14 protein-coding genes and 6 pseudogenes are annotated in these 22,321 nt (G+C 67.0%); 9 read left to right on the top strand and 11 right to left on the bottom strand.

The window, feature by feature from the left end; translation table 11 throughout:
* From B118_RS0123490 to B118_RS32570, 6 genes and pseudogenes are all read left to right on the top strand, one after another.
* Positions 1-271 (top strand): annotated as a pseudogene (locus B118_RS0123490) (IS701 family transposase); the annotation flags it as partial.
* A gap of 394 nt (positions 272-665) precedes the next feature.
* Positions 666-2,174 (top strand): DUF3375 domain-containing protein, encoded by a 1,509-nt coding sequence (locus tag B118_RS0123495; protein ID WP_238324121.1) that lies wholly within the window; start codon positions 666-668, stop codon positions 2,172-2,174.
* Positions 2,167-2,838, top strand: a complete 672-nt coding sequence (locus B118_RS0123500; RefSeq protein ID WP_018819607.1) for a DUF4194 domain-containing protein — start codon at positions 2,167-2,169, stop codon at positions 2,836-2,838. The genes B118_RS0123495 and B118_RS0123500 overlap by 8 nt, the downstream gene beginning before the upstream one ends.
* Before the next feature lie 2 nt (positions 2,839-2,840).
* Positions 2,841-6,179, top strand: a complete 3,339-nt coding sequence (locus B118_RS0123505; RefSeq protein WP_238324125.1) for an ATP-binding protein — start codon at positions 2,841-2,843, stop codon at positions 6,177-6,179.
* Positions 6,176-7,405 (top strand): Wadjet anti-phage system protein JetD domain-containing protein, encoded by a 1,230-nt coding sequence (locus B118_RS0123510; protein WP_028193558.1) that lies wholly within the window; start codon positions 6,176-6,178, stop codon positions 7,403-7,405. The genes B118_RS0123505 and B118_RS0123510 overlap by 4 nt, the downstream gene beginning before the upstream one ends.
* Before the next feature lie 462 nt (positions 7,406-7,867).
* Positions 7,868-8,173, top strand: a complete 306-nt coding sequence (locus B118_RS32570) for a hypothetical protein (protein WP_028193559.1) — start codon at positions 7,868-7,870, stop codon at positions 8,171-8,173.
* A 179-nt stretch (positions 8,174-8,352) separates the two neighbouring features.
* Here the strand turns inward: B118_RS32570 and B118_RS0123520 are convergent, their stop codons facing one another.
* The 4 genes and pseudogenes from B118_RS0123520 to B118_RS32010 form a co-directional block, all read right to left on the bottom strand.
* Positions 8,353-8,901 carry a hypothetical protein gene (locus B118_RS0123520; protein ID WP_028193560.1) on the bottom strand — a complete coding sequence of 183 codons (549 nt, stop codon included), beginning with the start codon at positions 8,899-8,901 and terminating at the stop codon, positions 8,353-8,355.
* A gap of 266 nt (positions 8,902-9,167) precedes the next feature.
* Positions 9,168-9,500: pseudogene (locus B118_RS31165) on the bottom strand (transposase); the annotation flags it as partial.
* A 402-nt stretch (positions 9,501-9,902) separates the two neighbouring features.
* Positions 9,903-10,430, bottom strand: a pseudogene (locus B118_RS29050) (tyrosine-type recombinase/integrase); the annotation flags it as partial.
* A gap of 1,343 nt (positions 10,431-11,773) precedes the next feature.
* Positions 11,774-11,941, bottom strand: a complete 168-nt coding sequence (locus B118_RS32010; protein WP_155256598.1) for a hypothetical protein — start codon at positions 11,939-11,941, stop codon at positions 11,774-11,776.
* Positions 11,942-12,181: 240 nt separating this feature from the next.
* On the opposite strand from B118_RS32010, the gene B118_RS33985 reads away from it, so the two are divergent.
* Complete coding sequence (locus tag B118_RS33985; RefSeq protein WP_420329473.1) at positions 12,182-12,466, top strand: DUF6980 family protein; 285 nt, start codon at positions 12,182-12,184, stop codon at positions 12,464-12,466.
* On the opposite strand, the gene B118_RS0123535 is transcribed toward B118_RS33985, so the two are convergent.
* The 6 genes and pseudogenes from B118_RS0123535 to B118_RS0123570 form a co-directional block, all read right to left on the bottom strand.
* A protein-coding gene (locus B118_RS0123535) for an IS3 family transposase (protein ID WP_155256599.1) occupies positions 12,373-13,538 on the bottom strand; the annotation gives its coding sequence in 2 pieces (ribosomal slippage) (positions 12,373-13,251 and positions 13,254-13,538; 1,164 coding nt in all). The genes B118_RS33985 and B118_RS0123535 overlap by 94 nt on opposite strands.
* 67 nt (positions 13,539-13,605) lie before the next feature.
* Positions 13,606-14,037 (bottom strand): annotated as a pseudogene (locus B118_RS29055) (hypothetical protein); the annotation flags it as partial.
* Positions 13,979-14,835, bottom strand: a pseudogene (locus B118_RS29060) (IS701 family transposase); the annotation flags it as partial. The pseudogenes B118_RS29055 and B118_RS29060, both read right to left, overlap by 59 nt.
* Positions 14,836-15,027: 192 nt before the next feature.
* Positions 15,028-16,752: a glycerol-3-phosphate dehydrogenase/oxidase gene (locus B118_RS0123560; RefSeq protein WP_028193564.1), complete on the bottom strand. Its 1,725-nt coding sequence runs from the start codon at positions 16,750-16,752 to the stop codon at positions 15,028-15,030.
* Positions 16,753-16,823: 71 nt separating this feature from the next.
* Positions 16,824-18,341, bottom strand: coding sequence for a glycerol kinase GlpK (glpK, locus tag B118_RS0123565; protein ID WP_018223657.1), 1,518 nt, complete (start codon positions 18,339-18,341; stop codon positions 16,824-16,826).
* A gap of 38 nt (positions 18,342-18,379) precedes the next feature.
* Positions 18,380-19,219, bottom strand: a complete 840-nt coding sequence (locus tag B118_RS0123570) for an MIP/aquaporin family protein (protein ID WP_028193565.1) — start codon at positions 19,217-19,219, stop codon at positions 18,380-18,382.
* A gap of 183 nt (positions 19,220-19,402) precedes the next feature.
* Here B118_RS0123570 and B118_RS0123575 point away from each other — a divergent pair, with 183 nt between their 5' ends.
* Together B118_RS0123575 and glpK (B118_RS0123580) are read left to right on the top strand one after the other, a co-directional pair.
* A complete protein-coding gene (locus B118_RS0123575) occupies positions 19,403-20,170 on the top strand; it encodes an IclR family transcriptional regulator (protein ID WP_018223658.1) in 768 nt (255 codons plus the stop codon).
* Positions 20,171-20,207: 37 nt separating this feature from the next.
* Positions 20,208-21,731: a glycerol kinase GlpK gene (glpK, locus tag B118_RS0123580; RefSeq protein WP_018223659.1), complete on the top strand. Its 1,524-nt coding sequence runs from the start codon at positions 20,208-20,210 to the stop codon at positions 21,729-21,731.
* Between the two features lie 127 nt (positions 21,732-21,858).
* Here glpK (B118_RS0123580) and B118_RS0123585 read toward each other — a convergent pair.
* Positions 21,859-22,321 (bottom strand): annotated as a pseudogene (locus B118_RS0123585) (AfsR/SARP family transcriptional regulator); the annotation flags it as partial.

Genomic DNA, 22,321 nt, shown 5'->3' on the forward strand with positions numbered 1-22,321 from the left:
GAACCGCCGCTGGACGTCCTGGCACCGCTGGACCACCCTGGCGATCCTCGCCCACGCCTTCCTCGCCGCCGCGACCGCGCACCGCAGCCGTCCCGATCCGGCCGGGCTGATCGCGCTGACCGTCAACGAACTACGTCACCTGTTCAACGTCCTGATCATCGAACCCGCCCGCCGCCGCTGCGACCCACTGCTCTGGTCCGTACGCCGACGCCGTCACCAAGCACGAGCCACGACCAGCCACTACGCCCGGCAAGCCCTCACCGAGCCGTGATCACAATCCCCGGCTGGAGTACTAACTACTGACGATCGATGACGATGTTAGGACCACAGGGTTCGAGGAGCGTAGGTTGTCGACTCGTGTCATCGTTGCGCATTTACTTTTCGTAGCAGGGAGGATCGTCGTACGGCCCATCGAAGGTCATCGGAGATCCGCTCCACCGACGCGACCGGGATAGAAGTCGCCTGTCACGTTGAGTCCGCCCAGAAACGAAGTCGTCGCCGGTCCTGCCGGGGTAACGCCATTGGCGTACCGTCCCGCGCCGGAGCGGTAGCAGCCGACACGAGAGGCCCGAGACCACCGACTGTCTTCGGCGGCGATCAAGCTTCGGGGATCGATCGCACCACGAGGCTGACTGCGTCTTACCCGCCCCGTACGCTTCGTGTCGATGGTTACGCGAGGTGTAGAGGGCGCTTACCAAGGTGCGCTGCGGGCGTTCCAGAATCCGACCCTTGCCTTGCTCCATCAGAGGCATGCGCCGTTCGTGGTGACGGTGTTGGCGATGGTTTTCACGCCGGAGCGGCGGACGGTTGCGGTGGCGGACGCGCATGCGGAGATCAACGACGCCCTTGACCAGTTGCGGGCTGCGGGCTACGGAGACGAGGACAATCAGCCGCTTCCTACTGGAAATTCGCGTGACTTGTGCAGGCAGTGGGTGCAGGCAGGGTGGTTGGTGCGGCAGGTGTCCGACGGCAATGTCGAGGTGTACCGGCTGTCGGCGTACGGTGTCGGCGCGCTGGAGATCGCTGGGCGTGTCGGCGGGGCGCGGACCAGGGTGTCGGAGTCGCGGGTCAGGACGCTGTTGGAGGCGATCGAGCGGCTTGCCCAGGAAGCTGATCCGGATCTGATGACCCGGCTTGCTCGCCTGCACGAGGAGATCCAGCAGCGGCGGAAGGAGCTGGCTCGGCTCGAGCAGGGTGGCGCCGTCGAGACGGTCGAGGACGAGCAGCTGCTTGAGGCGGCCGAGAACGTGCTGCATTTGGCGCGGGAGTTACCTGCGGACTTCGCCCGCGTGGCGGAGTCGATCAAAGCTATCCAGCGTGACGTCGTCGCTGAATTGCGGCACGACGTGCGGCCGACTGGGGAGGTGCTGCGTGAGTACCTCGCGCGCGGCCAGCGGATCTTGGATGCGACGCCGGAAGGCCGCGCGTTCGCGGGGGCGTTGCGCCTGATCGGGGATCCGGCGCAGATCGATGACCTGTGGGGTCAGTTGCGCAGGGTGCTGAGGCACCGGTTCACTGAGCTGTTGCCGGAGCAGCAGCGGCGGGAGCTTGCCGAGATTTCACGGCGCATCGGGCAGGGTGCCAGGGAGGTGCTGGCCGCTCAGCGGCAGGCGTCGCATGTGATCACCACGCAGGTCCGTAATCACGACCCGATGCGAGACCGCCAGGTAGACGAGCTATTGAGGGATGTGATGTCGGGTCTGCACAAGTGGGTTCCGGGTTCACGTCGTGGGGAGGTCGTCGAGCCGTTGCGTCGCCTGCCGGTTGCCGAGGTGGGGCACCTGCGTCAGCGGATGAGTGATCCGAGGCCACCGGAGCCCCCCGCGCCGTTGCGTGACTGGGCTGAGGAGGAGGTCGAGGACTTGCCGGCGGCGGACACTCGAGCATGGGGTGGCCCTCGGTACGCCGAGTTGCGCGCGCATTTGGCGGCGTTCGCGGCCGGTGCGGCGAGCGTGGATGTGGCGGCGGCGTTCCGGGCGGCGGCCGAGGATCTGCAGCGGCCGGTCGATTTGCTCGGCCTGTTGGAGATCGCCCATGACGCCGGGATGACCGATACGTCCGAGATGGCGGTGGTTGACACGGTCCGGCCCGACCAGACCCGGCGGCGGTTCGCTCTCGGCGGTGTGGTGGCGGCTAACCCGGCGGGCATAGAGGGGAGCGGCGGTGATGAGTGAGCCGGACGGCGTCGACGACGGCTGGTCGGCGAGTACGGCGGCCGGCTTCATCGATCCGGTTTCGATGGAGGAAGATCCGGCCGAGCTGTTCGCTGGCGACGCGGGAACATTGGACGCGGAGGTACGCCGGGTGCTGGTCCAGTTGTTGCGGCGCAAGTTCCTGCTGGCTGAGAAGAATCCTGCGCAGTGGCGCACGTTGCTGGAGAACCAACAGATCATCGAATCGCGCTTGCATGACCTGTTCGTTCGCCTCGTGGTCGACCACGACCGAGGCGTGGCGTACAAGCAGCAGGTGCGTTCCGTTGAGCTGGACGTGCCGATCCTGCTCAAGGATGACCCCTATACCCGGGCCGAGACCCTGGTCCTGATCCACCTGCGGGCCGTGTTCCAACGGGAACGCGGTACGGGGGAGATGTCAGCGCGGGTGGACATCGAGGAGCTCGAGCAGACGGTGCTGACCTACTTCGATCCGCACGACCACAACGTGGCCCGGCGCCAACAGGAGGTGCGCAACGCCGTGCAGCGGCTGGTCACCGAAGGGTTGCTCGCGGAGGAGTCCGCGGGCCGGTATCGGATCACCCCGCTGGTGGAGGTGGTGCTGAGCACGGAGAAGCTCGCCGAACTGGGGCAGTGGCTACGGGGACGGAACGAGGCCACGGCGTGAGCATGATCGACACGCTGTTCGGGTTGATCCCGGCAGCCTCGCGGGGCCAGCAGTGGGTGGCGCGGGACCTGCAATTGGTCAACTGGGGTGGTTACGACGGGTATCACCGCCTGCGACTGGCGCCTGGCGCGACTTTGCTCAGCGGAGGTTCCGGGTCGGGTAAGTCGACCCTGATGGACTCGTACATCGCGTTGCTCATGCCGCATACGACTCCGTTCAACGGGGCCTCCAACGGTGGAGTGGTCGGCCGGCCGCGGGGCAAGGACCAGCGCAATATCCTCTCCTACGCTCGTGGCAAGCTTGACGAGTCCCGGACTGACGGCGAGACGAAGGTGCGGGTGCTGCGTGGCGACGGCCGCGACACGTGGTCCGCCATCGCGATGACGTGGGTCGACCACACCGGTGCCAAGTTCACCGCGCTGCGGGCCTGGTATGTGCCGTCTTCCGCTCGGAGCTTGGACGACGTCGTGGCGGTACGCGCCACGTGTGACCGCAGTTATCAACTGCGCATGCTGGAGGACCCGGCGAGTAAGCAGCTCGCCCGCGCCGAGGTCGTGGCCACCGGCTTGAGCTGGTGTGACACTGACCGGGATTTCACCGCGCGTCTGCACACCACCCTCGGTATCGGCGCCGCCGGCGACGGGCACAAGGCGGTCGCGTTGCTGGGACGGATTCAGGCCGGCCAGCAGATCACCACGGTTGATGCCCTGTACAAGACGATGGTCCTTGAGGAGCCGTCCACGCTGGCCACCGCGGACGCGGTGGTACAGCAGTTCGACGAACTTTCCGGCACCCGGGCGCGGATGATCACAGCGCGGCAGCAGGTGAAGGCGTTGACTCCGATCCGCGACCACCGGGACACCATCGAGCAATCGGTGAACCGGCTGCGCCTGATCGACGAGGTCGGATCGTACACCGAGGCGTCGACCCCTGCCGCATTGTGGCGTCATCAGCGTCGGCTGGAGCTGTTGCGCTCGGCTGAGCAGGACCTGGCCCAGCGGCACCGCCGGGCCCAGGAGGAACTGTCAGAGACCAGCGCCCTGGTCACCGCAGCCGAAGTGCAGCGCGATGGGCTGGTGGAAACTCTTCGCGCCTCCGGTGGCGACCGCCTCGAAACGGCGCTGCGGGAGATCCGCGCCGTGGAGCAGCGGCTGGGCGACGTCAAACGCTCACGGGAGCGACTGGACCGGGCTCTTGCCGCAATCGGCGTCACCGTGACGACTGGTGACGACTTCGCCGCACTGGTCGACACGGCGTATCGGTTTCTCGCCGACGTAGACGCCAGGAGGACCGCGCAGAACCAGTTCGCCGAGGCGATGGCGGAGAAGAAGGACGCCGAAGGAGCGCTGACCACGCTGCGCTCCGAGCACCAAGCGGTCAAAGCCCGCCGGGGCAACATCCCGACTGAGCTGCATGCGGCTCGCGCGCTGTTGGCCGAGGCCGCCGGGCTCAAACCAGATGACCTGCCGTTCGTCGGCGAGCTGATCGAGGTACGAACGGAGTTCGAGCCGTGGCGCGAGGCGTTCAACCTGGCGCTCGGCGGATTCGCCACTCGGATGCTGATCGACATCGGCAGATTGAACTCGTTTCGCGAGGCGATCAACTCGGTGCCGACCACCCGACGGGTTCAGTTCGAGGGCGTGCGTACCGGCCTGCGTGATGAGGTCGGGCTGGACGCAAAGACACTGCCCGGCAGGCTCGACTACCGACCATCGCCGTTCACCGCCTGGCTCAAGAGCGAGCTCGCCCGCCGGTTTGACTTCGTCTGCGTTGAAACGCCCAGGCTGCTCCCGCAGTACCCCAAGGCCCTCACGATCACCGGCCAAACCTCGGAAGGCGGGCGGGGCGCGCACGGCGGTCACGGCCGGGCCAACGTGCTGGGTTTCACGAATAGCAGGCTGCTTGCTGACCTTGAGCGCTGCATCGGCCTCGCCCAGAAACGCCTCGACGATGCTCTCGACCGGGCATCCAGGCAGGAGGAGAACCTCAACTCGTTCGAAGCCAGACGCACGACCTACCAGGCTCTGACCGAGTTGTCCTGGGACCAGGTGGACCTCGATGCGGTCCGTGCGGAACAGGATCGCTGGAACCGCGTCGCCGACGAAATCCGGACAGGCAACCCACGGATCGATGAGCTTCAGCGCCAGGTGGACGACCTCAAGGAGCGGGTCAGGGAACTGACTGAACGCGTCGGCCGGCAGAAGGACAATCTGAAGAAGCTCGGGGAGTCGTGGAGGTCGACCGTCGACGAGGTGGACCGCGCCCAACTCGCGCTCGACACGGCCACGGAATCAGGCGTCGATGTCCTAGAGGAACACCGGGAGTACCTGGAGACGCTGTTCGGCAGCGAGGCAACCGCCACCACCCCGGACGGGGCGCTCGCGGAGTTCGACGCTGCGATGAAACGGGTCACCGAACGGATCCGCGCCGACCGACAGTCGGCAACGGAGACGATCGGGCGATCACGGAAGGCGCTGCTCGACACGTTCTCGACGTTCCTCGAACGCTGGCCGAACCCGAACCTCGGCATCGACCCGGACGGCTCCTATCGCGACTTCGACCGTCTGCTCACCGACCTGGAGACCAGTGGCCTGCATGAACTGGAGACCGAGTGGCGCGACAGTCTGCTCAAGCTGTCCGGTAACGACCTGACCGGCCTGGACAGCGAACTGGCCGCCGCAGTCCGCGAGATCCGCGACCGGATCGACCCAGTCAACCGCATCCTCGCCGAACTGCCGTTCTCCGACGACGAACACCGGCTGCGTATCGACCCGCAGGAGAGCCACTCCGGGGTTCGCGCCCGGTTCCGCAAAGAGCTGCGCGACGTACGCGCCTTCATCGATCAGGCGGCAACCGACGACGACCGGGAACGCGCCTATCACCGGATGGCCAAGGTGATCGACCGCATCCGGCGCACCGCGCCCGATTTCGCCGACCTCGTCGACGTACGTAATCACGTTCGGATCAGTGCCGAGAAGCGCGACCTCGAGGGTAGGCATGTCGCTGTGTACGACCACATTGGCGAGAAGTCCGGCGGCGAGTCGCAAGAGCTGGTCGCGTTCATCGTCGGGGCCGCCTTGCGGTACCAGCTTGGCGACGCGGGCGCCGCCCGCCCCCGCTACGCCCCTGTCTTCCTCGACGAGGCACTGATCAAGGCGGACGCGCACTTCACCGGCCGGGCCATCGGCGCCTGGCGCGGCCTGGGCTTCCAACTCATCATCGGCGCCCCCAACGACAAGCACAGCGCGATCGAACCACACGTCGACGTGGAGTACCTGATCCTCAAGAACCCCCAGGGCCGATCTTGGGCGAAGCCACTGGTCGGTGTTCCGGACGCATGAGCGCCCTCGTCACCCCACAGGACGCCGTCGCGGCCATGCGCCGCAAGATTGATCAGAAGTGGCCCGAAGCCGTAAGCGCGGAGCTCGGCGGCGACCACGTCGTCTTCTCCGTTCCGCTGCGCCCCGGCGTGACGACCGGCAAGGCCGTCGAGCAGCTCGGGCACGCAGCGTGGCACCAGTGGCACATGCAGTGGCGTGACTTCTCCGACCAACTGCCCACTGGCGTGGGGCTCGTTCGCAAACCGGTGACGATCCGAGGAGTCGCCGGCGACTTCCCCGCCACGCTCGTCGCCGACCTGGACGGCGCCGACAGGCTCACCACCGACACCCACACCGGTGCTGAATCGCCGAGCGTCGACCTCGGCCGCGCCCGCTCGCTCGCTCGGGCGCTGCGATCAGCCGGCGCGACCGTCACCCCAGCCACCCTCCGAGCCGTCTACCGTCTCCAAGACGCCGACGTCGAGGTGCTGATCAACGCGGTGACCTGGCTACACCAACACCCCGACGCCAGCACCTGGACCCTGCGGCAACTACCGGTGCCCGGTATGCACACCAAATGGCTCGACACCCACGGCGCCCTGCTGCGCGACGTCGCCGGCCGCGACGTCCGCGACGAAGTCCGGCCCCGGCTCACCGTCATGCACCTCACCTACGTCGACCCTCACCACGCAGCATCGGGCCGGCGCCGGCACGACGCCTGGACTACCGGCGACGTACACGAGATCGCCTACCAGCCGCGTGTCGTCCTCGTCGTAGAAAACCGCGACTCCCGCCTCTGGTTCCCGCCCGTCAGCGACACGATCGTCGTCGAGGGCGGCGGCAAGGCCGCAGCAGCACTTCTAGCGAACGTGCCCTGGATCCGCGCCGCCGAGCACGTCATCTACTGGGGCGACATCGACGCGGACGGGTACGCGATCCTCGACCAGTTCCGCGCCACCCTCGCACAGCCGGCACCAGACGGTGCACCAGCAAAACGGGTCACGTCCATCCTCATGGAAGCGATCGACCTCCACCGCTACTCCCAACATGGCGTTAACCACGACATGGCAGGCCGCCCCATCAAGCCCTCACCCGAGCCTTTGCCGCACCTAACCGACGCTGAAACCACCGCCTACAACACCATCGCAACCGCGGGCCCTACCCCGTTCCGCCGGATCGAGCAAGAAGCCATTCCTCTCACCCACGCCGCAGCCCGATTGCTGCAGATCTCGGAAGAACGCCGGTGAAGCGCCGACGATTCTCGCCTGCCGGCCGTCGACGGCGATCACGGCAAGCTTCGGGTCCTGCGGCCCTGTTCAAGAAGTCCTCCGATGAGGAGAGAAAGGAACGGCTGGCCGAGCTGGAACCGATGGTCCTGGAGATCATCAACACCCACGTCCACTCCTTCTCCGTGGTCGTCTCCCAGGAAGAAGCGCTCGTGCTGGACTCCCAGGGCATCGCCATCCTCAAAGAGCTGATGGCCCTCGTCCGCCCCGAGCCAACAAGGACGACGGCGAGGACAAGAGGCCACCATCCGCGGCAGAGATCCTGGACCACATCAAGGCCGCCCTCGCAAAGGGCGTCGACCCGGGTCCGCGAAGTACACCGCCCTCGCGGAACGGATCAGGCTGCTGCGCGATCGGATCATTCAAAACGCCCAGGACGCCCTGGAGTTCCTGTCCGAAGCGCTCAAGATCGCCCGTGCCATCGTGAATGCCGAGAAGCACCCCGACGAAGCCGTCGTCGCGCTGGACGACAATCACGTGGGCATCCTGTCGCGGATCATCCACGACCACACACCGCCCGGCCTCACTGTCACCGAGCGGAACCTGGCCGAGGAGATCGACCAGGTGGTCACCCGGACCCTCGCCCAAGCATGGGACAACGCGGACGCCCGCAACCGAGGCGTCCGTCGCGCCACCGCCGCGGTTTTTCGCCGGTACTTGTTGAAGCCGGTGGGGGAGCCGTATGACTCCACCGTCGCGTACATCGAAGCCCACTACCTCGTTGACTGACGAATGCACGGAGTCTCGGCAACCTGTGGTGGTCGCCGACAAGCCCGAAAGGTGTACGTGCACGCCCGAGTGCGGAGGCAGATACGGCTGAACGGCGAGTCGCACCCAGAGGTAGTCCACCGAGACCGGGATTGATGCGTACCTGGTAAAGGTTCGCGAAAACTGCGAAGATTTGGGGGTTAAGTCATGATGTCGTGGATCGGCGTCTCGCCGAGGTGAGTTGGGTGTTGACCCTGTTCGATGAGGCGGTCGACGAGGACTCGTCCGGCGGGAGTGAAGGGGCCGGCGAGGCTGAGGCCAGGCCAGCGTTGAGCCAATGCTGGCCATACGTCGATGACGGCGGCTCGGCCGCGTTCGTAGGGGTGTAGGTAGACCCAGGTGGCGCGGGGGACGGGCTGAGGCAGCCCTTGGTAGAATACGGTTGGGTCGATACCGATCGCACCTGCGATGAGACTGCCATAGGCGATGAGAAACCGACGGGCTGGAATTAGGAGGACGACGCCGTTTGGCTCCCTGGCGTCGTAGGGGGCGAAGTCGTGGGCAGTTTCGCGGCGAAACTGCACCGCCATCTGCGCTGCGGCGCGCCGCAACGCGATCGGGCTGCTCGGATCGACGACGATGCTGCCGCCAAGGCGGTTAGCTTTGGCCAACTGAGCGTCGGATAGGTAGGGCATCCGGATCGTGGTGCGCTTGATGACCTCTGCTGCACCTGGGTCCTGGTATCCCATGCTCGCCTCCACCGTGCGTCGAAGAATCGGGATGGCTTAGCCATCGGAGAGTACCGACTGCATCGGCTGCGGCGCCGCTGGCTGCCGACTTCAGATGCGGCTGCCTCGGTCGTCGGTGAAGCTTCCCTGGCCAAGCTGCCGGTTCGACCAATGCGTTCGAGCGGGCATTATTCGTGACAGATGGGGCAAGTGTCAGGCGATGAAAGAGATGTCGCAAGACGCTTGGTCAACTCGCTGAGATCTGTGCGAGAGCCTAACCGCAGCCGCCACGCGGCGATCTGTTGCGGGCTCCAATCCTCTTCTAGCTTGGTCTGAACAACGGCCCGCAGACCGGTGTCGGCGAGTAGCCGGCCTCCCCGCGGGCGCTGAGCCCGCTGTCGGGCCCGCGCGTGCGCCAGGTCGCCGTCATAGACGCCCTGGTCATGCGGACGGGTGTTGCGGCGCAACTCCCGACTCACTGTCGACGGTGCCCGGCGCAACTGCTCAGCGATCGCCCTGATCGTCAGGCCCTGCCTGCGCAGGGTGGCGATCCGTTGCCGTTCTAACAGCGACAGGTATCTGCCGGACCAGACGCCCTCAGCCAATCGGGCCGGCGGCACAGGACTCTGCCATGAGCCAGAGGGAGATTTTGTTCGGCCTCTCCCCGGTCGTCCATGCTCGTTGACCACGCCACGGCTTGTGGGCTCTGCTCGTGGTGACGGACATCTCGGTGGCGGGGATGGGCGTGGTGGAACCCTGATGGTGGGTCTGCCGGCCCCCGTTTACCCCCCGAATACCCCTGCCAGGAGCTGACGAACAGTGACCAGGAGGAACAGGTGCCTGACCGTGTTGATGCAGCTCAGAGCTTACTCGTGACAAGCGATGACATGCCCGGTGTGACTACGGTTGGTAACAAGGGGTCGTCGGTTCGAATCCGGCCGTCCCGACGCAGCTCAGAGGCCATCCGGGATCTTCCGGATGGCCTCTTTCGATCTTGTACAGCAGCGAAGTACAGCAACGGGTCATTGGTCGAGGCTCTGACCGAGCTTCCGCAGGGCTTCCCGGGTGGCCTTGGATGAGACCTGGCTGTAGATCTCCATCGTGATGGAGAAGTCGGCGTGCCTGAGGATCGCCATCGCGACCCGGGGGTGCACGTCCAAGTCGACCAGGAGCGAGCCGCAGGTTCGCCGTGCGTCGTGGACGGTGATCTTCGGAAGGTCGGCGCGAGCGATGCGGCTGTCGTAGGAGCGGTTGAAGTTTCGTGGCTCGACGGGCAGTCCGAAGCGGGTCGTGAAGATCATGCCCGTGTCATGCCATGCCTCGCCGGCTTTTTTCTGGGCGGCCTTCTGTTGCTGGTGGCGGTGTCGTAGCGCGGTAGCGCAGATCGCCGGCAGCGGTAGGGGAGCGTCGGACTCCTCAGTCTTGGTAGCGCGGTGCAGCAGTTTCCCGCGTACCCGCTGTAGCTGCTTGTCGACGGTGAGGCCGATGTCGTGGTTGTCGCGGCAGTGCTCGCAGTACGCCTCGCCATGTGGAGGGCAAGGCTTGTTCCAGGACCCACCATCGGTGCGGCGGATCGTAATGTCAGGCTCACCCCCCCGTGTGTGCGGGGAGTAAAGTGATGCCGCCGGCATCACTCCCGAGCTCCGGGGATCACCCCCGCGTATGCGGGGAGCAGCGGGTGCGCGGCGCATCAGCGTTCAGTCGTGGCGGATCACCCCCGCGTATGCGGAAAGCAGGCGGCCCACCCGGGCCATGAGTCCGGGTCGCCCGGATCACCCCCGTGTATGCGGGGAGCAGAGCCTCCGAGATAGCGACCGTCGCGTTTGCGGAGGATCACCCCCGTGTATGCGGGGAGCAGAATTTCCTGACCTGCACCTCCGAAGATCAACTATGTAGTATTCGTTCACTTCAATCGGGAAGATCGGAGTCAGGCACCCTCGTGAAGCCGGGAAGACTGGGTGCAGCATAACGAGCCCTCCTCAAGGGATGACGACCTATGGCTTGCCCCCTCGCCACCGCAAGCCCGGCCCGAACTTCCAACACAGCCCGCGCTCGATACCGCTGTTCGGCCACTCATCTCCACCAGCACTCGGCGGAGTGTCACGCATCAGGTGAAGCCAACCCGTAACGCGTCAACCGGAGTCGGACAGCCTGTGCCGTCGAGGTGGTGAGAACTTTCTGTACGTCTGGCGGCCCTTGACGGGCCGCACGCGCTGCCGCCTGGGCGCGTGCCAGCCGCTGCCGCTGTCGCTGTCGCTTTGCGGCAGTCCCGCCTGATGCCCGGCGGCTGGCACGGAGAGTGGGGAGCCCGGGGCCGCCGTAGACGGGCCGGGTGTGGAAGTGGTGGGGGTTCGTCGCCGGCAGCCGGCCGCGCCGGGCCGGAGCGACGCGGCGTAGGGGTAGGGCCCGCCGGGTCCGCGCGGCGGGTCACGGCGGCGGCCTGGTGGCGGTTACCGCGCCTCCGGCTGGGGCGCTCCCGGCTCCGGGATGGCTGGGCCTTCGTGGGCGGTTGCGGTCCGTGGGTGGTTGCGCAGGGCCATCCCGCCAGCCGATGACCCGGGCGAGCCGAGCAGACCACCACCCGACCCGCCAGCGTCCGACCGTGCGTCAAGGCCGTTTTGACGTGGCGGGCCGGGCGGTGGCCCGCTCCCCAGGAGGGCGGGCGACGGCAGACGGGATGGCAACATCGTTCGGGCTGTTGCCGGTGGTCAGGGCGGGCGTAGCCGTTGTCGATCAACCGAGAGCTTGGCGGGTGCACCGGTGGTTGGCATGGCTGCGATGGTCACCCAATGCACCCTGATATTGCCTCTGACCAAGAAGGGGTATCATTATACTTAGGTTGGAAGTTGGAAAGTCGGGGAGGACGCCGCCAAGCGCGACGCCCTCCCGGGTGTTACCTCTTGTCTGCCGAGCTGCCACTCGACAGGCAAGCGATCAGCAGGAAGAGCCCGACCCAGAGGAAGGGCTCTTCACTGCTGGTCAGCAACTGCAAGGCAGTCACCAACTCAGCAGCTATGACCAGCTCGAACAGCCTGGCCGACTGCGGATCTTCAGGCTCCATATCTTGCCCCTTCTGTCGGTGAGGCCCTGCAGGATCCCGCAGAGCGCGCGCGACTCAACGGGCTAGGTGCAGGAACACCGAAGGTGGGATGGAGCCACCACTCTGGATGTTACTCGACAGCCATCAAGTGCTGCGAATCGGGCTTCCGCAGTAGCTTCGATGGTTTGGATAGTATTGTGGATTGCGACGCTCCCGAGCGCGTGCCGTGCGAGAGAAATCGGCGTGACCTTTTGCTGCGAAATGATGCGCGGCCAGGTTCAGACCGAGTGTGACCGGCACTCCGACCCGTGCGAGTGTCCGGACAACCTGATCTATCACGACTCAGATCCGAGCGATGAGCGCTACGGCCTCTTCATCCATGACGGCGGGAGCTCGTACATCACCATCCGGTACTGGCCCGGGTCTGCTGCACCGATAGGTGACAGTTTCAGTCACGCGGCCTGCCTGGCCGGTGGGGTCATGATGGTCTCGTACTCGATAGGGGTCAACCGGGACAGGGGCCGTTGTCGTCGGCGGCGGTGGTAGGTCCGTTCGATCCAGGTCACGATCGCGGTCCTGAGCTGCTGGCGGGTGGTCCAGGTCCGCCGGTCGAGGACGTTGTTCTGCAGCAGGCCGAAGAACGATTCCATGGCGGCGTTGTCGCCGGCGGCGCCGACTCTGCCCATCGATCCGGTCATGTGATGCTGGTGCAGGGCGTGGACGAATTTTCGGCTGCGAAACTGCCTGGGTTCAACCGGTCGGTGTGCAGCACGCAGCCGGCCGCGTCGGGCTACAGCGTTGTACAGGGCGTTGACGGCCAGCCGGGACTTCATCCGTGAGTCGATGGAGTAGCCGACGATCCGCCTCGACCACACGTCCTTGATCGCGCACAGGTAGAGCTTGCCCTCACCGGTGCGGTGTTCGGTGATGTCGGCCAGCCACAACCGGTTCGGGCCGTCGGCGGTGAAGTCCCGTTGCACGAGGTCGTCGTGAACCGGTGGACCGACCTTGCCGCCCTTGCCGCGCTTCTTGCGCTTACCGAAGGCGCTCCACCAGCCATTGTCCGAGCAGATCTTCCACCCGGTGCGCTCCGCCATCGTCTGGCCGGCGGCGCGGGCCTCATCGACCAGGAACCGGTACCCGAACTCCGGGTCATCGCGGTGGGCATCGACCAGGGCGTTCGCGCGATGAGCGGCGACGAGTTCGGCGTCACCGACGGGCCGGCCGAGCCACCGGTAGTAGGGCTGACGAGCGATGTTCAATACCCGGCACGTCACCGCGACGGGGATCCCGTCGGCGGCCAGCTCGCTCACGAGCGGGTAGAGCCTTTTCCCGGCAGATGCGCCTGCGACAAGTAAGCAGCGGCCCGACGCAGGACCTCGTTCTCCTGCTCCAGCAAGCGGATCCGTTTGCGGGCCTCGCACAGCTCGGCTGACTCGCCACTGGGCGTGCCGGGCTTCGCGCCGGCGTCGATGTCGGCCTGACGCAGCCACTTGAACAACGTCATCGGGTGGACCCCGAAGTCCTTCGCGATCTGCTCGACCGTCACGCCTGGCTCGCGGTCACGGGCCACCCGCACGACGTCATCACGGAACTCTCGGGGGTAGGGCTTGGGCACAGCGACATCCTTCCAGCCCGCCCACAGGGCAAGACAACTCAGATGTCACCTACTGGTGCAGCAGACCCGAGGGACGGTCTCTTGCGATGTCGCGCAGGAACCGATCGAGACGCCCGACGCTGGCTTCACGGATGCGGAGGTCGCCGAGGGCGGGCAGGATGGCTGTTCGTGTGCTGGTTTCGTATCGCTGGACGGTCTGTGGTGCAATCCGTTCCTCACTGGTGATTTCTTCGATCCAAAGTTCGACAAGTCTGCTGATGCGAGTCTCCCGGGTGATTTCGTCGTCGTTGGGTGCGATGCGGTCACGCAGCTTGGCCTGCAACGCTCGGATGGCGGCGGGGCCGGTGGCACCGGTGGCTTCGACGTCGCGGGTTTTGCCGTCGTAGTCGCGGAATCGGGCTCGGGCGCGGTGCCGGTTGGGTCCGAGTTTCTCGGTGCGGGTGCCCGCGACCGGGCTGCCAGCCGATACGCACCGGTACCCGCGCCCACCAGTACTCACGGGGGCCGTGGGCGCCGGCGCCGGCGGACAGCCGGCACCATGCCCGAGCCGGCAGCGCGGCGATCAGCTCGTCCGCGCGGGCGATGCCCATCGTGGTGGTGATCATGTCGTCGTTGCGGCGGATCGCGACTACATAACCCATATCCTGGTGTTCCAGCCACAGCCGCAGTGACTTCGACTGGCCGTAGGCCTCGTCCATGGTCACCCACCCCACCGGCACCCCGGCGTCGAGGGCTCGGGCCAGCATCTGGCGGGCCATCTGCACCTTGGTGGCGAACTCGACGTAGTCCGGGATCCCGGCGGCTCGGCACCGGTCCCGGTCATCGGTCCACGACGCCGGGAGGTAGAGCTGCCGGTCGATCAACGCGTGACCCTTCGACGAACGGTAAGCCAGGAACGTCCCGACCTGGCAGTTCTCCGTCCGGCCAGCGGTGCCGGAATACTGCCGTTGCACCCCGGCCGACCGGGTGCCCTTCTTCAGGAACCCGGTGTCGTCAACGATCAACACACCAGCCGGGTCGCCGAGGTGCTCGACCACGTAGTCCCGCACATCATCACGGACGCGTCGACGTCCCAGTCCGCCCACCGCAACAGCCGCTGCATCCCGTCCGGCGACACATCCCCGGCCTGCTCAGCCAGGGTCCAGCCGTTCTTACGGCCCAGACCCGACACCAGCCCGCACAGGTACTGCCGCGCCCGCCGCCGTGGCTCCGAACGGCGAAGCCGGGGCCCGATACGGGCATGCAACCGGCCCAACTCCCCATGCCACCGGTCGACATCAACGTCCGCCGCAGCCAGACCAACGAACGCGAGCCGAACTCGATTCGCCTACTGCCGTTGCAGTACTAACCCGGAAACCAGCTCTCTTCCGTAGGTAGGGGCCGGTAATTGATCATGCTCGGGCTTCACGCAGATCCGAGCCGGGTCGGCCGTAGCTGACTCCGGCTGTCGGGCGGGACGTGGCGGAACGCATGCGGCGCGCGCGCCAGGTCAGGCCGCGAGTGCTACCTGCGGCACCACATCCGGCACGACCAGCCGGGCCGCGTCGGCGGCCTGGTCGTCGATCTGGTCGTGCGCCATCCGTTCGGCGTCCACCTGTGCGACGTAGTGCGCCACCTCGCGGTCCACACGCTCGGCGTCCCAGCCGAGCACCGACGCCATCAACTGCGCCGCCGGTCGGGCGGCTGCCAGGCCCCGGTCGAACGTCTCGATCGATATGTGTGTACGCCGGGTAAGCACGTCCTCCAGGTGCAGGGCACCCTCGGCTGACGCCGCGTGGACGACCTCCACACGCAGATAGTCGTCGGCGCCGTCGAGCGGCTCAACGAGGGTCGGATCCTCTCCCAGCAGGTCCAACACTTCGTCGACGGCGGCGCCGTAGCGGCGCAACAGATGCTCAACCCGCTCCACGGTCAGGTTGTACTGTCGCGCGATGCGACGGCGCTGGTTCCATCGGGCGACATAGCCCTCGGCGCCGAGCAGGGGAACCCGGTCGGTGCAGGACTGTGGCACCCCACCGCCGAGTCCCCGCACGGCCTCGTCGACAGCGTCGCGGGCCATCACCCGGTACGTTGTGTACTTCCCGCCGGCGACCATCACCAGACCCGGCGCCGGGTTCGCCACGGTGTGCTCACGGGACAGCTTGGCGGTCGCATCCGAATGCCCGGACAGCAGCGGCCGCAGGCCTGCGTATACGCCCTCGACGTCGTCGCGGGTCAGCGGACTGGCCAGTACCTCGTTGACCCGTTCCAGCAGGTAGTCGATGTCGCGGCTGGTCGCTGCCGGGTGCGCCTTGTCCAGATCCCAGTCGGTGTCGGTGGTGCCGATCAGCCAGTGCCGACCCCACGGGATCACGAACAGCACGCTGGATTCGGTTCGCAGGATCAGGCCGGTGGTGGAGCGGATCCGGTCGCGGGGCACGACGAGGTGGATACCTTTCGACGCGCGAACCTGCACCGGCCCACGCTCCCCAACGAGAGACTGGATTTCGTCGGTCCAGACGCCGGTGGCGTTGATGACCTGCCGGGCGCGGACCTCGAGGACCTGGTCGGTCTCCAGGTCGTGGACCCGCGCCCCGGTGATGCGGTGGCCGTCGCGCAGGAGGCCCACGACCCGGGCTCGGGAAACGGGGTACGCGCCGTGGGCTGCGGCGGTACGGACGAGACACGTCACCAGCCGGGCGTCATCGACCTGAGCGTCGTAGTACTGCAACGCGCCCACCAGCGACTCCGGACGCAGGGACGGGCAAGCGCGGACCGCGCCACGTCGGGTCAGGTGCCGGTGGGCCGGTACCCCGCGGGAGTTGCTGCCGGAAAGGCTCATCGTGTCGTAGAGCAGGACACCGGCGCCCGCGTACAGCCGTTCCCAGCCGCGGTGCCGCAGCGGGTAGAGAAACGGCACCGGCCGGACCAGGTGCGGGGCGAGTCGCTGCAGTAGTAGGCCCCGCTCGCGCAGCGCCTCGCGGACCAGCCCGAAGTCGAGCATCTCCAGGTAGCGCAGACCACCGTGGATGAGTTTACTGGAGCGGCTCGACGTGCCGCTGGCCCAGTCGCGGGCCTCGACGAGGCCGACCGACAGGCCCCGGGTGACGGCGTCCAGGGCGCAGCCGGCGCCGGTGACGCCGCCACCGACCACCAGGACGTCCAGTTCCGGGCCGCTGCTCAGCGCGGCCAGCGACCGCTCGCGGGCGGCCAGTGACAGTGTCGCGGAGTGCATGCGTTCTCTCTCCTGTGTCTGGGAGGCCAGCGGGGACGCCGGCCTCCCGGGTTTCTCGGATGCGGTGGTGGTCAGTCGACGTCGACCCAGTTCAGGGTGCGTTGGACGGCCTGCTTCCAGCGTTCGTACTCGGCTTGGCGTTGTTCTGGTGGCCAGGTGGGCTGCCAGCGGTGGCTTTCGTTCCAGTTCTCGCGTAGTTCGTCGGTGCTGCGCCAGAATCCGACGGCGAGGCCGGCGGCGTACGCGGCGCCGAGCGCGGTGGTCTCGGCGACCACGGGCCGGCTTACCGGTACGCCGAGGATGTCGGCTTGCAGTTGCATGCACAGGTCGTTGTCGGTGACGCCGCCGTCGACCTTGAGACATTCCAGCGGTACGCCGGAGTCTTTGGCCATGGCCTCGGCGACGTCTCGGCTCTGGTAGCAGATCGACTCGAGGGTGGCCCGGGCGATGTGGGCGTCGGTGTTGAACCGGGAGAGGCCGACGATCGCGCCGCGGGCGTCGGAGCGCCAGTACGGGGCGAACAGGCCGGAGAAGGCGGGTACGAAGTACACTCCGCCGTTGTCGGGCACCTGGCGGGCCAGGATCTCGCTCTGCCCTGCGGTGTTGATGATTTTCAACTGGTCGCGTAGCCACTGCACGGCTGATCCGGTGACCGCGATGGAGCCTTCCAGGGCGTATACCGGCGCCTGGTCGCTGAACTGGTAGCAGACGGTGGTGAGTAGGCCGGCCTGGGAGCGGACGATCTCCGTGCCGGTGTTGAGGAGCATGAAGTTGCCCGTACCGTAGGTGTTCTTGGCCTCGCCCGGGGCGAAGCAGACCTGACCGACGGTGGCTGCCTGCTGGTCGCCGAGGACCGCGGTGAGCGGGACCGATCCGGTGAACGGACCACGCGCCGTGGTGGCACCGTAGGAGTCCGGGTCGGACGATGGTCGGATCCGGGGCAACATGGCGCGCGGGATGTCGAAGAACGACAGTAGTTCGTCGTCCCAGTCCAGCGTGTCCAGGTTCATCAGCATGGTGCGGCTGGCGTTGGTCGGATCGGTGACGTGCACGCCGCCGTCGGTGCCGCCGGTCAGGTTCCACAGCAGCCAGGTGTCGGTGTTGCCGAAGACGGCCTCTCCACGCTCGGCTGCTTCCCGGACCCCATCGACGTTGTCGAGGATCCACTGGATCTTGCCGGCGGAGAAGTATGTGGCCGGTGGCAGGCCGGCCTTACGGCGGATGATGTCGCCCCGCCCCGAGCGCTCCAGTGCCGAGGCGATCCGGTCGGTGCGGGTGTCCTGCCACACGATGGCGTTGTGGTAGGGCCGACCGGTGCGCCTGTTCCATACCACGGTGGTCTCACGCTGGTTGGTGATCCCGAGCGCGGCGAGGTCGGTGACGGTCAGGCGGTGCTCGTAGAGCACGGTCTGGATGACGGTCTGGGTCCGCTCCCAGATCTCCACCGGATTGTGTTCGACCCAACCGGGCCGCGGCAGGATCTGCTGATGCTCGAGCTGGTGGCGACCGACGTCGTTACCACCGTGATCAAAAACCATGAAACGGGTACTGGTGGTGCCCTGGTCCACCGCACCAACGAAGTCAGCCATGCGGGATGTCACCTCTACGGGTCGTCGGGATATGTCGATCAGACGCGGGCGCGCTCGGACATCGCAGCCGTTTCGGTCGCAGTCTCGGCGCTGTTCGCGCCCGGCTGCGGCTCATCGCTCGGCAGGAATCGGCCGACGAACAATTGATAGAGGCCGGCGCCGATGACACCACCGACCAGCGGTCCGACGATGGGCACCCAAAAATACGGATATCCGCTCGGGTCCAGGAAGGCCGTCTCGTACCCGGTGAGGAAGGACGCGAGGCGGGGGCCGAAGTCACGGGCCGGGTTGATCGCGTAGCCGGCGTTGACGGCGAACGCCATGCCAATCGCGACCACGATCAGGCCGACGATCAGNGGGGCAAGGTTGGCACCGGGCANAGAGTTNCGGGCGTCGGTTACGGCAANGATCANAAACAGCAGGATCGCCGTGCCNATGATCTGGTCACGCAGGGCGCCCCACTCNGTNATGCCAGCACCCGGCAGNGTCGAGAAGACGCCCTGNCTCTTGCTGGTCAAGCCCGGGTCAAACCGCTGCAGCACCTCGCTGTAGTTCCAGCGAATGATCAGGGCCGCGACGAACGCCCCGGCGGTCTGTGCGAGGGCATAGGGCATCACCTTGCGCCACGAGAAGCCCTTGAACACCGCGAGGGCGAGCGTCACCGCCGGATTGAGGTGGGCGCCACTGATCCGGCCAGCGACGTAGATGCCCAGCGCGACGCCAAGGCCCCAGGCCCAGGCGATGCTGTCGAACTCACCGGTGCCACCGGCAGTGACCTGGGCGACGACGCCCACGCCGAAGAGAATCAGGATCGCGGTGCCGGCGAACTCGGCGGCCAACTCGCCAAGGAGTCCGGGCGCTCTCACACGCTGTGTCATGGTGTCTCCAGGTGGGGGTGGCGGACCTCCGCGACCGGGGGACGGAGGGCCGTGCGATGTCGGCGAGGTGTCGGACGTCGCCGTGCGGTGAACCGTAGGAAACATGAGGAGGCAGGTCAACGAACCCCGGTCGACAATGCCGAACACTGTTGCGTTGGCCCCGAACGCTCTAGCATCCGCCCCATGCCGGGTCAGGTGCAGTCCATCGCGCGTGCCGCGGCGATCCTCCGCCTGCTGGCCAGCAGTTCCGGCCGGCTCGGCATCGGGGAGATCGCCCGTTCTCTCAACCTGCCCAAGGGCACGGCGCACGGCATCATACGTACGCTGCAAGACGTCGGATTCGTGGAACAGGACAAGACCTCCGGCAAGTACCAACTCGGTGCCACGCTGCTGCACCTCGGCACGAGCTACCTCGACGTCAACGAGCTCCGTTCCCGTTCCATCAACTGGGCGGACCCACTCGCCGCGCGCAGCGGCGAGGCGGTCCGTATCGGCACTCTGCTGGACGGCAAGGTACTTGTGGTCCACCACGTGTTCCGGCCCGACGACATCCTCCAGACGCTGGACGTCGGGTCCCTTCTTCCCCCGCACGCCACCGCGCTCGGCAAAGTCCTGCTCGCCTACGACGTGGGCGCCGCCAACGCGGTTACGCAACGCGAACCCGAGCCCTACACCCGACGCACCCTGGTCACCGCACGAGCACTCACCCGGGCCCTCAGCGAAATCCGGGACAATGGCTGGGGGGCCGAAATCGGTGAGATGACCCCTGGCGAGGCCGGCATCGCCGCGCCGATCCGTGGCTATGGCGGCCTGGTCGTGGGCGCGATCGGGCTCTCCGGTCCGGTGGACCGCACCTGCGACGGGTCCGGCAACCCCCGCCCAGCCCTCGTCACGTACGTCCGCGACGCCGCCCGCGCGGTGTCCCGCGATCTCGGCGCCACGCGCTGGTGATCCGTCACCCACCACCCGGCTTCACGAAGGACGAGTAATGACCGAGCGCTTTGTCGTCGCCATCGATCAGGGAACCACGTCCACCCGATGCATCGTCTTCGACCGCCGTGGCAATCTCGTCTCAGTTGCCCAGCGGGAACACCGGCAGCACTTTCCCCGGCCGGGCTGGGTAGAGCACGACGCTATGGAGATCTGGCGCAACGTCGGCAAGGTCGTTCCCCGCGCCCTCAACCAGGCCGGCCTCAGCATCGACCAGATCGCCGCGATCGGGATCGCCAACCAGCGCGAAACCACGGTCGTCTGGGACCGGCGCACCGGTGTCCCGGTGGCTCCCGCGCTCATCTGGCAGGACACCCGCACCGACCTGGTGGTGGAAGCCCTTTCCCGCGCCAGCGGCGCCGAGCACATCCAGGAGCTGTGCGGGCTGCCGCTGACCACGTACTTCTCCGGCCCGAAGCTGCGCTGGCTGCTCGACCACATCCCCGGCCTCGCCGAACGCGCCGAACGCGGCGAGGTGCTCTTCGGGACCATGGAAAGCTGGCTGATCTGGAACCTCACCGGCGGCCCGGACGGTGGCCTGCACCTGACCGACGTCACCAACGCCAGCCGTACCATGTTGATGGATCTGCGCACTCTCGACTGGCATCCCAGACTGCTGAGCTTCTTCGGCGTGCCGGCGGCCATGCTGCCGCAGATCCGCTCCTCGTCGGAGGTGTACGGCACCGCCACAGCCGTCCTGCCCGGCGTCCGGATCGCGGCGGCCCTCGGTGACCAGCAGGCCGCCCTGTTCGGTCAGACCTGCTTCGACCCAGGCGAGGCCAAGTGCACCTATGGCACCGGCAGCTTCCTGCTGCTGAACACCGGTACCGAGCCGGTGCCTTCGCGGCACGGCCTGCTCACCACCGTCGGCTACCGGATCGGCGACGAGCCCGCCCTGTACGCCCTGGAGGGGTCCATCGCGATCACAGGATCCCTGGTGCAGTGGTTCCGCGACCGGCTGGAGTTGATCAGCACCGCACCGGAAATCGAGACCCTCGCCCGAACGGTCGACGACAACGGCGGCTGCTACATTGTGCCCGCCTTCTCCGGGCTTTTCGCCCCACACTGGCGCAGCGAGGCGCGCGGCACGATCGTCGGACTCACCTCATACATCACCAAGGGGCACCTGGCCCGGGCCGTGCTGGAGGCGACCGGGTGGCAGACCCGTGAGGTGGTCGACGCCATGAACGCCGACTCCGGGCTGGAGCTGACCGCCTTGCGGGTGGACGGCGGGATGACCGCGAACAATTTGCTGATGCAGTTCGTCGCGGACGTACTTGCAGTGCCGGTGGTGCGCCCGATGGCGGCCGAGACGGTCTCCCTCGGGGCCGCATACGCAGCCGGGCTTGCGGTCGAGTACTGGCCAGACCTGGAGGGCCTGCGTAGCAACTGGCATCCGGCTGCCCGATGGGTGCCGGAGATGGATGCCGCAGTCCGGACACGGGAACGGGAAAACTGGCGACGGGCGGTGGAGCGCACCTTCGATTGGATCCGGCCCGAGGAGGACCCTGCTCGCCGCTGACCCACAACCAAGATCAAGCGTTGAGGAAAGCCGAGCCCTGTCTGGCGCACATTCGTCGTCGCGGTGCAGGCAGCAGCAGACGCCAACCCGGTGCCGGGCAACGGCCTTCACCGTCACGAGACAGCCCTTAGCATCTGACCGGGCTGGCCTGTTCGACAAGAAGGTCGTCGAGAGTGTTGCCGATCATGGCGAGGGCCTGCCGCTGGTCGAGGATCATGGATCCGTTCGGGATGGGGGCGAAGGTGGCGAGTTTGTCCCTGGCGTCGGCGACCATGGCCGCCCAGGCGGCGTTGTCGAGCGCGCCGGTGGTGTCGAGGAAGGCCAGGATCCGGGCGCCGTCGGCGAAGCGTGCCACTGCCGGCATCATCGTGACGAAGCCGACCAGGACAGCGCAGGAGGCGTGCATGTTGTCNGCNTCGAGCAGTTCTTGGACGTGGGCACGGAGTAGCTGGTAGGCGGCTCTGCGGTCGCCGCGCCGGAACAGCGCCTGGGCACGCACGGACTGGTTCGGTGAGTGGGTGCGTGCCGGCAGCGGCACGTCGATCGCCTGGTCGAACAACGTGTCCGCGGCGGCCCGTCGACCTTGGAAG

This window comes from Salinispora pacifica CNR114, assembly GCF_000514775.1.
Lineage (GTDB): Bacteria > Actinomycetota > Actinomycetes > Mycobacteriales > Micromonosporaceae > Micromonospora > Micromonospora pacifica.